We start from the raw sequence: 12,779 nt of genomic DNA on the forward strand, positions 1-12,779 counted from the left end.
CTTCCTGCTGGGCGTGGGACGACACCAGCAAGCCTACGTGCAGGTCAGCCGGTGGGAACGGTCCACTTCTGGTTGGCGCCCCCGGCGCAGTCCCAGATCTGCAGCCGGGTCCCGTTGGCGGAGCTCATCCCGGTGGCGTCCAGGCATCTGCCGGATGCCGGATTGACCAGCGTTCCACCGCTGCCGGGCTGCCACTGCTGGGCGCCGGTGCCGTTGCAGTCGTACAGCTGGGCCTTGGTTCCGTTGGCGGTGCCGCCGGCGGCCAGGTCCAGGCACTTGCCCAGCGCCTGGTAGGTGCCGGCGGAGCCCGTCCACTGCTGGGCGGCGCTGCCGTTGCAGTCGTAGAGCTGCACGGCGGTGCCGTTGGCGCTGCTGCCCGCGGCGACGTCCGCGCACTTGCCGCCGAAACCGGTGATGGGTCCGGTCGAACCGCCCCCTCCGCCGGATCCGGGGGTGCCGGTCCAGGTGAAGGTCGCCGAGGCGCCGGCGGGCAGGGTGTACGCGAAGGACTGGTTGCCCCAGTTGACCCGGACGGGCTGGGCGCTGCCGGTGTCGTTGTACGCGATGAGCGCCTTCGATCCGTCCGGGTTGCGCCAGGCGACGTTGGGTACCGAGGTGTTGGCGGTCGAGGCGATCCGATAGGCGCCGGGCTTCACGAACTTGGTGAGGTGGCCCATCGTGTAGTACTCGACGGTGTAGTCGACCTGTCCGCTGCGGCTGTCGCCGTTGTGCACGGTGACCAGGCCGGTGCAGGTGCCGCAGCCGCCGTTGTGCGGTCCCATGTTCTGGTCGACGGCCAGGCTCCACTTGACCCAGCTCTGGCCCCAGTTGCGGGTGTAGTCGATCAGGTTGTGCATGTCCTCCTTCTGCTGGTTGGCGATCCAGGTGCCGCCGGAGTGCTCGGTGTCGAAGGCCTTCACGCCCGGGTACTTGTTGTGGACGGTGGTCTGCTCGGCGACGTCGCCGCCGTAGCCGTGCCAGGCCATGCCGCCGAAGTTCGGGTCGTTGCGGATCGCCGCGTCGTCGAGGGTCGGGGCGGCGAAGGCGTCGTACTGGTCCCAGTTCCAGTCCAGGGCCAGGACCTTGGTGGAGAGCCCGGCGGTGTGCAGGGCGGGCAGCAGGTTGTTCTTGGTGAAGAACGCCAGGCCGGCGCCGTTCCACTGCATGGACGGGTAGCCCCCGCAGCAGGTGGGCTCGTTCTGCGCCGAGATGTAGTCGACCGGCACGCCGGCCGCCTGGTAGGCCTGCAGGTACTTCGCGAAGTACTGGGCGTAGGCGGCGTAGTACTGCGACTGGAGCCAGCCCAGGCTCATGCTGCCGTTGTCCTTCATCCAGGCCGGCGCGCTCCAGGGCACGCCCATCACCTTGACGGCGGGGTTGAGCTGGCGGGCCTGCTTGGTGAGCGGCAGGACGTCGGCCAGGTCGTGGGCTATGGAGAAGTGCGCCAGGCTCGCGTCGGTCTGCCCGCTGGGCATGTCGTCGAAGGTGTAGTTGGAGCGGGCCAGGTCGGAGGCGCCCATGGGGTTGCGCAGGAACCCGATACCGATGCCGTTCACCGGGTCGAAGAGCTTCTTCATCACCGCGTCGCGGGTGGCGCCGCTGAGCGCTCCGCTGGAGTTCATCAGCCAGGCCGCGGTGTCGGTGAACGACGCGCCCCCGCCCTCGAACTGCTGGTAGCGGGTGTTCTCGTCGACGGTGACGGACTGGCCGGAACCGCTCCCGGCGGTGAAGGCGATCGGCGCCTGCTGTTCGAGGCCCTTGACGACGTTGCGGCCGCCCGCGTCCGAGGTGGTGGTCAGCCACACCTGGACGCTCTCGCCCGCCGCGTGCGCGGTGAGCGGAGTGGCCAGCATGGGGGTGACGACGGCGACGGCCGCGGCCAGCAGTCCGGTGACCGTGCGGCGGAGTCCGGTACGGCGAAGCCTGGTACTGCCCGCGTGGGGACGGGTGTGTGAGCGCATGGGTCCGGTTGCCTTTCTACGGCACTTGCCCTGGTGCGTGACTTTATTCAGACCTTGATTTATTGCTTAGTTCGAGGCGTGAGTTAACTCGTGCGACTTGGGCGCGTCAAGACTTCGCACAGGAACGGCCGCTGTCGCGGCGCCGACGGCACGGGGAGTCGGTGCCGGCGCCTTACGAACTGACGCACCGTCATGAGACGGTGCGCCCATGACCACACCGACCCCGACTCCCCCGCTGCACGGCAGGACCGCCCTCGTCACCGGCGCCTCCCGGGGCATCGGCCTGGCCGTCGCGCACGCCCTGGCCGGGGCGGGCGCCGCGGTCTGCCTGACCGCCCGCGACCCCGAAGGACTGCGCGCCGCCGTCGACGAGCTGCGGGAGCTGGGCGGCCGGGTCACCGGGTACGCCGGATCGGCCGGCGACCCCGCGCACATCGAGGCGTGCGTCGCGCTCGCGGTCGAGGAGCTCGGCGGAGTGGACATCCTGGTCAACAACGCTGCGGCCAACACCCCGTTCGGCCCGCTCGTCGACATCGACCCGGACGCCTGGCGGGACGCCTTCGCCGTCAATGTGGACGGACCACTGCGGCTGGTCCAGTGCGCGTGGCGCGCCTGGATGCGCGAGCACGGAGGCACGGTGGTGAACATCTGCACCGAGGGCGCCCACGGCGTCGGCCCCAACATCGGCGCCTACGGCACCAGCAAGGCCGCCCTGCTCCACCTCACCCGCCAGCTCGCCGGCGAACTCGCCCCGACCGTCCGGGTCAACGCGGTCTCCCCCGGCCTGGTCCGCACCGAAATGGCCCGTTTCGTCTGGGAGAACGCCGAGCCGCAGATCTCCGCCGGGCTGCCCATGGGCCGGATCGGGGAGCCGGCGGACATCGCGCGCGCCGTCCTGTGGCTGGTCTCCGACGATGCCTGCTGGGTCACGGGGACGGATCTGGTGGTCGACGGCGGAACGCGGGTACGCGGCGCGCGCACCGGGGCCGGCGCCACATACACCGTCCACGACCGGCTGCGCGCGCACGGCGGCTGACCGACGACCTGCCGGATCCCGGCCCTGGAACGATCCGCGGGCCCCGGAACGCCTGGAAGGGCGGCTGCCCCGGGGAGCGCCGGTCGGCCCAGAAGACCGGCGGCACCACGCAGTCGATCAGATGCGGACCGGGCTCGGCCGGCGCCCGCTCGAACTGGGCGGTGAACTCCTCGGCGGTGGTGGCCCGGGTCGCCGGCACGCCCATACCGGTGGCCAGGGCGACGAAGTCCAGGGCCGGCCCCGGCAGGTCGAGCAGCCGCCGGGCCCGCTCACCGGCCGCGGCGGCGCCCACCTGCTGAGTTCCAGGTTGAGGATCGCGTAGGAGCCGTTGTTGAACACAACGGTGGTCACGTCGAGCCCTTCGCGCGCGTGCGTCCAGAGCGCCGAGAGGGTGTACATCGCGCTGCCCTCCGCCTCCAGGCACACCACGGGCCGGCCGGGACAGGTCGCCGCCGCACCGGTCGCGTTCCGTGCGTAATCCTCCCCCCGCGCCCGGGCCTCGCGACAGACCGCCCATCGCACCGGAAGATGACGCGTAATCACCCCGCTTCTCCCGATCGTTGAATTTCCAGAGATTTCGTGATTACTTCGCAGACCAGCGGAATTCCTATCGGCGCACCGCGCCGGCTACCAGCGGGCCTTCCTGCCGCCCGCGGGGTCGCCCGAATGTGGAATTACACATTCCTGGCCAGCATGATCCATTCCGGTACGGGCGCATTCCGGCGGGCTCATTCCTGGAAGGCGTTGCGGCGATAGCCGACACCTGTCAGATTCCTTGGCAGGTTTCCACCAGGAGAGACGGGAAGACAGTATGCGCAGACGTATCCGCTCGTCGATCATCGCCGGCCTTGGCATCGTCGTACTCGCCGTGGTCGTCCCCGGTGGCGTCGCCAGCGGCGCCACGGCCGATACAGAGGGCGCCGGGCACGGCCACGGCTCGTGCTACACGGAAAAGGCCGCCCTCGCGGACGTACCCCAGCGAGTCAGCCGGGCGTGGGTCGCCCATGATTTAACCGCGTTCGGTGATGTGTTCACCGAGGACGCGAGCTTCATCGTGCCGGGTGAGGACACTTACCTGAAGAGCCGTGACGAGATCCGGGCGTACATGTCGGCCATCTTCACGGGCCCCTACAAGGACGTCCTTCCGGTCGCGAATGTCCTCAATGTCAAGTGCATCAGCAAGGATGTCGGAATCGTGGTCACCCAGGGCGGTCTGAAGCTTCCTGGCGAGATCGACGTCCCGCCGGAGCGGGTCGGCCGTCAGACATGGACGATCGTGAAGCAGGGCCACGAGTGGCGGGACAGCGCCTACCAGAACAGCCGCATCATGCACTGACATACCAACCAAAGGCCGCGGCCCGCTCCCGCGTTCGGAGCGGGCGACCGGCCGTGCGGCAGAGCGTCGTGACATGGATTCGGTCATCCGCCCGCGACTTACGGGGGATGGCCGAATCCCGTGCGAGGTGCGGCCAGTGGGTGAGGCGGACACACGTGGTCGCACGCGGTCGCACGTGATCACCGCAGGACGCAGTCGCCGCACAGGCCGCCGCCCGGGACCCGGTAGTAGAGACAGCAACTGCGCCGCACGAAGCTGACATCTCCTGCGTCCAGCGTCCCGGTGCCGCTCAGCAGCGGCTCCTGGAAGAGCCGTGCGGTGAGTTCCACGGCGCTGCGCGCCTCCGTCTTCCGGCCCCGCGCGACGCACCAGGTGTGCAGCACCCGCAGCGAACCTGCCAGCGCGGAGCCGGCGTTCCCCCACAGCAGCCTGCCCGACACCGGACAGGCTTCCCGGGTCGCGTGGTGCAGCGGGACCAGATGCCCGGCCAGCACGGCCCCGGACAGCTGCCCGGCGAGGTCGTCCGAGCCGGGCAGGGCCGATGGGCGCGGCAGCCACAGATCGTTCGGGGCGATGAGCGCGGGGTTCCACCACAGCCGGTCCGCGGCCAGGTCGGGGACCCGGCCCGCCAGGACGGCCGCACCCAGGGCAATCGACCACAGCCGGGCGGCCAGCCCCTGAAAGGCGAGGGAGGCGCCCACCCGGAGCTCCGGGGTGCCCAGCCGCCCGGCGATGTCCGCGGCCCGTTCCCGGACGGGATGCACCGAGTGCCCCGGGTCCGTGGCGTAGAGCTCGGCGAGCGGCCGGTAGCCGTGCGCGCGGGGGCCGTCGTCCGCGCTACCGGCGCCGTCCGCTCCGGCCTCTTCGTTCCCGGTCCGGACGGCGAAGAACGGCCCCACTTCCGCGACATCCCGCAGCGTCCTGTCCATGAACCGATCATGACGTACCGGCCGACCCGCGAACGGACCGGACATGAGGCCCTATTGCCCGGGCAACAACCAATCCCGACAATGCTCATGACAATGCCGAAAGAACTTCGGTCTGGAGAGGACCCCCCACATGAAAAGACCTCTCGTCGGTGTCCTGGCTGCCCTGCTGCTCAGCGGCGCGGCGCTCGCAGGCACCGGTGCGGCGTCCGCATCGGCCACAAGCCGTGATGCGGCGCCCGCACACACCGCGAAGGCGGCCGTCACCGTCAACTTCGCCGGCACCGTGGCACTGAGCAACTGTTCCGGATCGGTCGTCAAGATGCCGACCTCGGTACCGACCGACCCCGCGATCGTCATGTCGAACGGGCACTGCCTGTCCGGCGGCTTCCTGGATCCGGGCGAGTCCATCGTCAACGTCGCGTCCAGCCGTACGTTCAGCCTGCTCAACTCGGCCGGGACCAAGGTCGCCACGCTGCGGGCCACCAAGGTCGCCTACGCGACGATGACCGACACCGACATCTCGCTCTACCAGCTGAGCACCACGTACGCGCAGATCCAGTCGAACTACGGCATCGCCGCGCTCGAGCTCTCCGCGACCCACCCGGTCGCCGGGTCCGCGATCAAGGTGGTGTCCGGCTACTGGAAGCGGATCTACAGCTGCAACATCGACGCCTTCGTCTACCGGCTGCACGAGGACAGCTGGGTCTGGAAGGACTCGGTCCGCTACACCCCGTCGTGCAACACCATCGGCGGCACCTCGGGCTCCCCGGTGGTCGACGTCGCGACCGGCAAGGTCGTCGCCATCAACAACACGGGCAACGAGGACGGCGGACGCTGCACCCTCGACAACCCGTGCGAGGTCGACCAGAACGGCAACATCACCGTGCACCAGGGCATCAACTACGCCGAGGAGACGTATCTGATCACCCAGTGCGTCGCCGCCGGCAACAAGATCGACCTCAGCCTTCCGGGATGCACCCTGCCCAAGCCATGAGCTGAGGCAGCCCCGGAGAACAGCGCCGCTCCCCGGACCTGGGATCCGGGGAGCGGCCGCGGCCACAGCGGCCGCGGGCAGGACAGCCTTACGCGTCGAACCAGCTCAGCAGCTCCGCGCGGTCCGCGGCCGTGAGCGGGTCGGGCGACCAGCGCGGGTTGCGGTCCTTGTCGACCAGGGCGGCCCGCACGCCCTCGGTGAAGTCATGGGCGCGGGCGGTACGACAGGCCAGCAGGAGCTCCCGCTCCAGGCACGCGCCGAGGTCGGATCCGGCGCCGCGCCGCAGCAGTTCGAAGGTGAGGAACAGGCTCGTCGGCGACATGCGCCGCAGTACGGCCAGCGTCTCGTCCGCCCAGTCGCCGCCTTCCGCCGCCAGTCGTTCGAAGATCTCCGGCAGTTCGGGGGCGGAGAAGCAGCGGTCGACGGCGTCGAGGTGCGCGCCGAGTTCGGAGGCGGGCGCCCGCGCCGCGAAGCGGTCGAGCAGCGCGGCGGGATCGCCGCCGGCCGTCAGCGCCTCCTCCAGCGCGGGCAGTTCGCTGGAGTGCACGAAGTGCGTGGCGAGCGAGCACGCGACCGCGGCGGCGCCCGGGATCCTGGCCCCCGTCAGCCCCAGATACCGGCCGACGGAGCCCGGCAGCCGGGGCAGGAAGTGGCTCGCCCCGATGTCGGGGAAGAACCCGATGGCGGTCTCGGGCATGGCCAGCGCCGCCCGCTCCGTCACCACGCGCGCCGTGCCGTGCACGGAGATCCCGAGACCGCCGCCGAGCGCGAACCCGTCGATGAGCGCGATGTACGGCTTGGGATAGGCCGCGATCCGCGCGTTGAGCCCGTACTCCGCGGCGAAGTACTCCCGCACGGCGGCATGGTCACCGCGCAGGCTGGCCTCCCGGATCGTACGGATGTCGCCGCCCGCGCAGAACGCCTTGGGCGAGGTGCTTCGGACGACGACCGACCGGACGCCCTCATCCTCCCGCCACGCCTCGAGGGCCTCGGTCATCGCCCGGACCATGGTCAGGTCGAGCGCGTTGAGCGCCTCGGGCCGGTCCAGGGCGATGACGCCGGTGCCGTTGGCGACGTGCGTCTGCACGGGGAGGTACATGGTGCTGGTGCTCCGTGGGGTCTCCGCGGCCGCGTCGCTGCGCCCGCTTCTGGCGTTCGTCGGTGATCCTCAGTCCACCCCGACAATACGCAGCACCAGCGCGCCGCCGAGCAGCGTCACCAGGGCGGTGGCCACGTACAGGCCCGGATACCCGCCGAGGTGGGCGACGATCGGCGCGGCGACGGCGGGTGCCAGCACCTGCGGACCCGAATTGGCGATGTTGATGACGCCGAGGTCCTTCGCCCGGTCCGCGGCGGTCGGCAGCACCTGTGTGATCAGCGCCTGGTCGACGGCGAGGTAGATGCCGAATCCGGCGCCCAGGACCGCGGCGGCGATCATCACCGCCGTCCAGGTGTGGGCGACGGCCAGCAGCAGAGCGGCCACCGCCATGATCACGCTGCACGCGACCACGAACACCTTGCGCTTGCCGATGCGGTCCGAGGCGATCCCCGCGGGGATCGCGGTGAGGGTCGCGGAGACGGTGTAGATGACGGTCAGCACCAGCACTCCGGTGTCCGGGTCCGGGTGGTGCACCTCGTCGGTGAGGTAGAAGAGCAGGTAGAGCGTGCCCAGCGCGTTGCCGAGATTGATCAGGAACCGGGTGAGCCAGGCCCAGCCGAAGTCCGGGTGGGCGCGCGGATCGACCCACAGTCCGGCGAGCAGCGCGCGGAGGTGGAAGGCGGGGCGCAGCGCGCGCGGCAGGACGGGTTCCCGGAAGCAGAGCACGTACGGCAGGGCCAGCGCGACGGCCAGCAGCGCCGTGAGCAGGTATCCGGGACCGACGCCGGAGACGGCGGTGGTCACCAGCAGCGCGCCCAGCACCAGGCCGAGCGACTGCATGATCCCGGTCCAGCCGGAGACCGCGCCGCGCTGCCCGACCGGCACCTGGTCGGCCACCGGCGCCGTGACCCCGGCGAGCATCGCGTTCAGACCACCCTGCGCCAGGCACCAGCCGGCGACGATGCCGGGGAGGGTGTGCTGCACCGAGGTGACCAGCAGCCCGGCGGCGCCCGCGAGGGCGCCGCCGACGATCCATGGCCGGCGGCGGCCCCAGCGCCCGGTCGTACGGTCCGACAGCGCGCCGGCCAGCGGGTTGACGACGACCGCGACCAGCGCGCCGGCGCCGGTCACCCAGGCGAGGTTCGCCGCCTTGTGCGGCTCGTCGAGGTGTTCCAGCTGCAGGGGCAGCAGGATCTGGATCGGGGTGAAGAACGCCATGAACACCGCGAGGCTGGCCAGGCTCAGCGCCGCGGTCCAGCCGGCCCGCACCCGGGCGACGGGTTCGTCGAGCGCGGCCGGCGGACGTGCGGTCACGGCGCGCATGAGCTCTCCTCAGTTCACAAGAACATGAGTGCCGCTCATGTTGGCGCGAGTGTAGCCATGCCACCGCGCGCCGCCAAGGGGCCTCACCCGTCGCGGGATCCGTCATGCGACGAGGCGCGGGATCACGCGCGGGACCAGGCGTGGGATCAGGCGTCGGCTCCGGCGTCGCGGTGGGCGGCGATCAGGTCGCGGTACCAGGCGTACGAGTCCTTGGGAGTGCGGACCTGCGTCGCGTGGTCCACGTGCACCAGCCCGAACCGCTGGTGATAGCCCTCCGCCCACTCGAAGTTGTCGATCAGGGACCAGGTGAAGTACCCGCGTACGTCCACGCCGAGCGCCACCGCGTCGGCCACCGCTCTGATGTGGCCGTCCAGATAGGTGATCCGCGCGGTGTCCGCGATCCGGCCGCCCACGATCTCGTCGGCCTGGGAACAGCCGTTCTCGGTGATGTACACCGGCGGCAGCGCGGCTCCGTAGCGCTCCTTCAGCCCGGCGAGGAGCTCGGTGAGGCCGTCCGGGACGACCGGCCAGTCGAAGGCGGTCCGCTCGTACCCCTCGACGCGGGCCTCCGCGAAGGGCAGGGCGGGGTCGTCCGTCGGGGCCTGGATCCAGGTGGGGTTGTAGTAGTTGACGCCGAGGCCGTCGAGCGGGGCGGCGATGGTCTCCAGGTCGCTGTCCAGGACCACGCCCCCCAGGTCGGGACCGACGCCGTAGGCCGACAGGTCGGGGTAGCGGCCGAGGAACAGCGGGTCGTTGAAGAGCCCGTTGTGCAGCGCGTCGTAGGCCGCGGCGGCGGCCCGGTCCGCGGCGGAGTCCCCCACCACGCGCACCGGAGTGCAGTTGTTGGCGATGAGCACCTCGCCGGCGCCGCGCTCGCGCAGCGCGGCGACCGCCAACCCGTGGCCGAGCAACTGGTGATGGGCGGCCGGCAGGGCGTCCAGCATCAGGGCGCGGCCGGGCGCGTGGACGCCCAGGGCGTAGCCGAACACCATGTGCACGAAGGGTTCGTTGAGGGTGATCCAGCGCCGGACGCGGTCGCCGAGCCGGTCGGCCACCACTCCCGCGTACTCGGCGAACCGTTCGGCGGTGGCGCGCTCCAGCCAGCCGCCCTCGTCCTCCAGTGCCTGCGGCAGGTCCCAGTGGAACAGGGTGGGGGTGGGCGCGATGCCCGCGGCGAGCAGTTCGTCGACGAGCCGGTCGTAGAAGTCCAGCCCCGCCGCGTTCGCCGGACCCTTGCCCGACGGCTGGACGCGCGGCCAGGCGACGGAGAAGCGGTACGCGTCTAGCCCGAGGTCCTTCATCAGGGCGACGTCCTGCGGGTAGCGGTGGTAGTGGTCGCAGGCCACCGCTCCGGTGTGACCGTCGCGGACCGTGCCCGGGCGCGCGGTGAACGTGTCCCAGATCGACGGCCCCCTGCCGCCCTCGGTGACGGCCCCCTCGACCTGGTAGGCGGCGGTGGACACGCCCCAGGTGAAGGATGCGGGAAGCTGCGGGCACTGCGGTGTCGACGGGTCCGGCACTGGCTCACTCCTTGGCGGGGCGGGGCGGGAACGGGCACGAGATGACAGGGCGGGGCATGGCATGGCATGGCATGGCATGGCATGGCATAGCGTTGTGCAAAACGCAGAACATGAGCAAGGCTCACGATAGCTGGTCGCCAAGGGCGGAGCGGATCCGGCAGAGTGGCCCCATGCAGGAACAGACCCAGGACGCCGCCCCCGCCACGGACCCCGCGTCCGCCACGGGCCCCGCCCCCACTGCGGGCCCCGCCCCCACTGCGGGCACCACCCCCGCGGGCACCACCCCCGCGGGCAACACCCCCACCGCGGCCCCCGCCTCCGCCGCCGTCCGCCGCAGCCCGGTGCAGCGCCGCAGCGCCGAGCGGGTGGAACGCATCCTGGGCGCGTGCGCCGTCCTGCTGGACGAGGTCGGCTACACCGCGCTCACCACCAAGGAGGTGGCCCGCCGGGCGGAGGTGCCGATCGGCACCCTCTACCAGTTCTTCCCCGGCAAGGACGGGCTGCTCGGCGCCCTAGCCACCCGCAACCTGGAGCGCTACACCGACCGGCTCTCCCGGCGGATCGCGGCCGAGTCCCCCCGGGACATCGCCGCCCTCGTGGACCTCGCCGTCGAGGAGTTCGTCGCGATGCGGCGGGCGGTGCCGGGGTTCGGCGTGGTCGACTTCGGCGCCGTGGGCCGCGAGGACGCCGCCGCCATGCATCTGCTCGACACCGAGATCGACAACAACACCGCCGTCGCCGACCGGCTGTGGTCCCTCACCGGCGGGCTCCTGGACCCCGCCGCCTCCCGACTGGCCGGCCGCGTCGCCCTCGAGTGCGCCGACGCCGTACTGCGGCTGGCCTTCCGCACCGATCCGGACGGCGACCCGGCCCTGATCGCCGAGTGCAAGCGGGTGCTGCGGGCCTATCTCGGCAGCCGGCCGGACTGAGCACGGAGCCGGCCGCGCTGCTAGGGTCGGCGTGAGCCGTAACTGGCGCTTGGATGGGACCGACCATCGGGGAGCGGCTCCGTCTCCCGACGATGTGATGCCGCGCGCCTGGGCCGTTCCCTTCTCGTTCAGGAGGCCCGCATGGCCGCAGAACCGTCGTCATTCAACATCAAGCCCGGCGAATCGACCGAATCCATCGCCTTCCGCAGCGCACTGGATGTCATCCGGGCCGTCGAGCCGCGCGTCGCCGACGCCATCGGCGCCGAGATCGAGGACCAGCGCGCCTCCCTCAAGCTCATCGCCAGCGAGAACTACGCCTCCCCCGCCGTCCTGCTGACCATGGGCAACTGGTTCAGCGACAAGTACGCCGAGGGCACCGTCGGCCGCCGCTTCTACGCCGGCTGCCGCAACGTCGACACCGTCGAGGCGCTCGCCGCCGAGCACGCCCGGGAACTGTTCGGCGCGACGCACGCCTACGTGCAGCCGCACTCGGGCATCGACGCCAACCTGGTCGCCTTCTGGTCCGTGCTCGCCCAGCGGGTGGAGAGCCCGGCGCTCGAGCGGGCCCAGGTCAAGCACGTCAACGACCTCAGCGAGCAGGAGTGGGCTGCGCTGCGCCGCGACCTCGGCGACCAGCGGATGCTCGGGATGGCGCTCGACGCGGGCGGCCACCTCACCCACGGCTTCCGGCCCAACATCTCGGGCAAGATGTTCGACCAGCGCAGCTACGGCACCGACCCCACGACCGGGCTGCTGGACTACGACTCGCTGCGCGAGACCGCCCGCGAGTTCCGCCCGCTCATCCTGGTCGCCGGCTACTCCGCCTATCCGCGACTGGTCAACTTCCGCATCATGCGGGAGATCGCCGATGAGGTCGGCGCCACCCTGATGGTCGACATGGCGCACTTCGCCGGTCTGGTCGCGGGCAAGGTGCTCACCGGCGACTTCGACCCGGTACCGCACGCCAACATCGTCACGACCACGACGCACAAGTCGCTGCGCGGGCCGCGCGGCGGCATGGTCCTGTGCGACGCCGAACTGGCCGAACACGTCGACCGCGGCTGCCCGATGGTGCTCGGCGGCCCGCTGCCGCACGTGATGGCCGCCAAGGCGGTGGCGCTCGCCGAGGCGCGCAGGCCCGACTTCCGCGACTACGCCCGGCGCATCGTCGACAACGCGTCCGCGCTGGCCGAGGGGTTGCGGCGGCGCGGCGCCTCCCTGGTCACCGGCGGCACCGACAACCACCTGGTGCTCGCCGACGTCTCCGGATACGGCCTCACCGGCCGCCAGGCCGAGGGCGCGCTGCTGGACGCCGGCATCGTCACCAACCGCAACTCCGTCCCGCAGGACCCGAACGGCGCCTGGTACACGTCCGGTGTCCGTATCGGCACCCCGGCGCTCACCACGCGCGGGCTCGGTGTGCCGGAGATGGACGAGATCGCGGGCCTGATCGACACCGTGCTGTCCAACACCCGCCCCGGCACGACCGCGAGCGGCGCTCCGTCGAAGGCGAGTCATGTGCTCGACGCCTCCGTGGCGGACCAGGTCGCGGGGCGCTCCGCCGACCTGCTGGCCGGGTTCCCGCTCTACCCGGGCGTCGACCTGAGTCAGAACTGAACCAGACCTACTGAACCAGACCTGACGCACGGAGG

The 12,779-nt window shown here is 71.2% G+C and carries 12 protein-coding genes, 1 pseudogene and 1 riboswitch; of the genes and pseudogenes, 6 read left to right on the forward strand and 7 right to left on the reverse strand.

The features are described 5' to 3' along the window. Nucleotides 1-44 precede the first annotated feature (44 nt). Nucleotides 45-1,961: an RICIN domain-containing protein gene (locus tag AC07DC_RS03155; RefSeq protein WP_478911299.1), complete on the reverse strand. Its 1,917-nt coding sequence runs from the start codon at nt 1,959-1,961 to the stop codon at nt 45-47. 208 nt (nt 1,962-2,169) lie between these two features. On the opposite strand from AC07DC_RS03155, the gene AC07DC_RS03160 reads away from it, so the two are divergent. Beyond that, a complete protein-coding gene (locus AC07DC_RS03160; RefSeq protein WP_478911301.1) occupies nt 2,170-2,997 on the forward strand; it encodes an SDR family oxidoreductase in 828 nt (275 codons plus the stop codon). Here the strand turns inward: AC07DC_RS03160 and AC07DC_RS03165 are convergent. After that, a complete protein-coding gene (locus AC07DC_RS03165; RefSeq protein ID WP_478911303.1) occupies nt 2,888-3,202 on the reverse strand; it encodes a hypothetical protein in 315 nt (104 codons plus the stop codon). The genes AC07DC_RS03160 and AC07DC_RS03165 overlap by 110 nt on opposite strands. Between AC07DC_RS03165 and AC07DC_RS03170 the strand changes: the two genes are divergently transcribed. Beyond that, nucleotides 3,119-3,319, forward strand: coding sequence for a hypothetical protein (locus AC07DC_RS03170; protein WP_478912657.1), 201 nt, complete (start codon nt 3,119-3,121; stop codon nt 3,317-3,319). The two genes, AC07DC_RS03165 and AC07DC_RS03170, sit on opposite strands and share 84 nt — an antisense overlap. Nucleotides 3,320-3,357: 38 nt before the next feature. Here the strand turns inward: AC07DC_RS03170 and AC07DC_RS03175 are convergent. After that, a pseudogene (locus AC07DC_RS03175) lies at nt 3,358-3,540 on the reverse strand (hypothetical protein); the annotation flags it as partial. 268 nt (nt 3,541-3,808) lie between these two features. Between AC07DC_RS03175 and AC07DC_RS03180 the strand changes: the two are divergent. Next, the gene (locus AC07DC_RS03180; protein ID WP_478911305.1) at nt 3,809-4,333 is read left to right on the forward strand and encodes an SgcJ/EcaC family oxidoreductase; all 525 of its coding nucleotides are present in this window, start codon (nt 3,809-3,811) and stop codon (nt 4,331-4,333) included. A gap of 179 nt (nt 4,334-4,512) precedes the next feature. Here AC07DC_RS03180 and AC07DC_RS03185 read toward each other — a convergent pair whose 3' ends face one another. Continuing rightward, nucleotides 4,513-5,262, reverse strand: a complete 750-nt coding sequence (locus tag AC07DC_RS03185) for a (2Fe-2S)-binding protein (RefSeq protein WP_478911307.1) — start codon at nt 5,260-5,262, stop codon at nt 4,513-4,515. Between the two features lie 130 nt (nt 5,263-5,392). Between AC07DC_RS03185 and AC07DC_RS03190 the strand changes: the two genes are divergently transcribed. Beyond that, nucleotides 5,393-6,256, forward strand: a complete 864-nt coding sequence (locus AC07DC_RS03190) for a S1 family peptidase (RefSeq protein ID WP_478911309.1) — start codon at nt 5,393-5,395, stop codon at nt 6,254-6,256. 88 nt (nt 6,257-6,344) lie between these two features. On the opposite strand, the gene AC07DC_RS03195 is transcribed toward AC07DC_RS03190, so the two are convergent. From AC07DC_RS03195 to AC07DC_RS03205, 3 genes are all read right to left on the reverse strand, one after another. Continuing rightward, the gene (locus AC07DC_RS03195; RefSeq protein ID WP_478911310.1) at nt 6,345-7,355 is read right to left on the reverse strand and encodes an enoyl-CoA hydratase/isomerase family protein; all 1,011 of its coding nucleotides are present in this window, start codon (nt 7,353-7,355) and stop codon (nt 6,345-6,347) included. A gap of 69 nt (nt 7,356-7,424) precedes the next feature. Continuing rightward, a complete protein-coding gene (locus AC07DC_RS03200) occupies nt 7,425-8,678 on the reverse strand; it encodes an MFS transporter (protein ID WP_478911311.1) in 1,254 nt (417 codons plus the stop codon). Between the two features lie 146 nt (nt 8,679-8,824). Then, the gene (locus AC07DC_RS03205) at nt 8,825-10,261 is read right to left on the reverse strand and encodes a GH1 family beta-glucosidase (RefSeq protein ID WP_478911312.1); all 1,437 of its coding nucleotides are present in this window, start codon (nt 10,259-10,261) and stop codon (nt 8,825-8,827) included. A 107-nt stretch (nt 10,262-10,368) separates the two neighbouring features. On the opposite strand from AC07DC_RS03205, the gene AC07DC_RS03210 reads away from it, so the two are divergent. Both AC07DC_RS03210 and AC07DC_RS03215 read left to right on the forward strand, forming a co-directional pair. Then, nucleotides 10,369-11,127, forward strand: a complete 759-nt coding sequence (locus AC07DC_RS03210; protein WP_478911313.1) for a TetR/AcrR family transcriptional regulator — start codon at nt 10,369-10,371, stop codon at nt 11,125-11,127. Nucleotides 11,128-11,155: 28 nt separating this feature from the next. Next, a riboswitch (ZMP/ZTP riboswitch) is annotated at nt 11,156-11,248 on the forward strand. 20 nt (nt 11,249-11,268) lie between these two features. Next, complete coding sequence (locus tag AC07DC_RS03215) at nt 11,269-12,744, forward strand: glycine hydroxymethyltransferase (RefSeq protein WP_478911314.1); 1,476 nt, start codon at nt 11,269-11,271, stop codon at nt 12,742-12,744. Nucleotides 12,745-12,779: the final 35 nt, after the last annotated feature.

The organism is Streptomyces sp. NPDC045021, assembly GCF_056432645.1.

What these genes read in the sequence shown, in the direction of transcription:
- AC07DC_RS03185 (WP_478911307.1), bottom strand. Translation starts at nt 5,262, where the DNA reads ATGGACAGGACGCTGCGGGATGTCGCGGAAGTGGGGCCGTTCTTCGCC.
- AC07DC_RS03215 (WP_478911314.1), top strand. Translation starts at nt 11,269, where the DNA reads ATGGCCGCAGAACCGTCGTCATTCAACATCAAGCCCGGCGAATCGACC.
- AC07DC_RS03195 (WP_478911310.1), bottom strand. Translation starts at nt 7,355, where the DNA reads ATGTACCTCCCCGTGCAGACGCACGTCGCCAACGGCACCGGCGTCATC.
- AC07DC_RS03165 (WP_478911303.1), bottom strand. Translation starts at nt 3,202, where the DNA reads ATGGGCGTGCCGGCGACCCGGGCCACCACCGCCGAGGAGTTCACCGCC.
- AC07DC_RS03205 (WP_478911312.1), bottom strand. Translation starts at nt 10,261, where the DNA reads ATGCCATGCCCCGCCCTGTCATCTCGTGCCCGTTCCCGCCCCGCCCCG.
- AC07DC_RS03210 (WP_478911313.1), top strand. Translation starts at nt 10,369, where the DNA reads ATGCAGGAACAGACCCAGGACGCCGCCCCCGCCACGGACCCCGCGTCC.
- AC07DC_RS03200 (WP_478911311.1), bottom strand. Translation starts at nt 8,678, where the DNA reads ATGCGCGCCGTGACCGCACGTCCGCCGGCCGCGCTCGACGAACCCGTC.
- AC07DC_RS03170 (WP_478912657.1), top strand. Translation starts at nt 3,119, where the DNA reads ATGCGGACCGGGCTCGGCCGGCGCCCGCTCGAACTGGGCGGTGAACTC.
- AC07DC_RS03160 (WP_478911301.1), top strand. Translation starts at nt 2,170, where the DNA reads ATGACCACACCGACCCCGACTCCCCCGCTGCACGGCAGGACCGCCCTC.
- AC07DC_RS03190 (WP_478911309.1), top strand. Translation starts at nt 5,393, where the DNA reads ATGAAAAGACCTCTCGTCGGTGTCCTGGCTGCCCTGCTGCTCAGCGGC.
- AC07DC_RS03155 (WP_478911299.1), bottom strand. Translation starts at nt 1,961, where the DNA reads ATGCGCTCACACACCCGTCCCCACGCGGGCAGTACCAGGCTTCGCCGT.
- AC07DC_RS03180 (WP_478911305.1), top strand. Translation starts at nt 3,809, where the DNA reads ATGCGCAGACGTATCCGCTCGTCGATCATCGCCGGCCTTGGCATCGTC.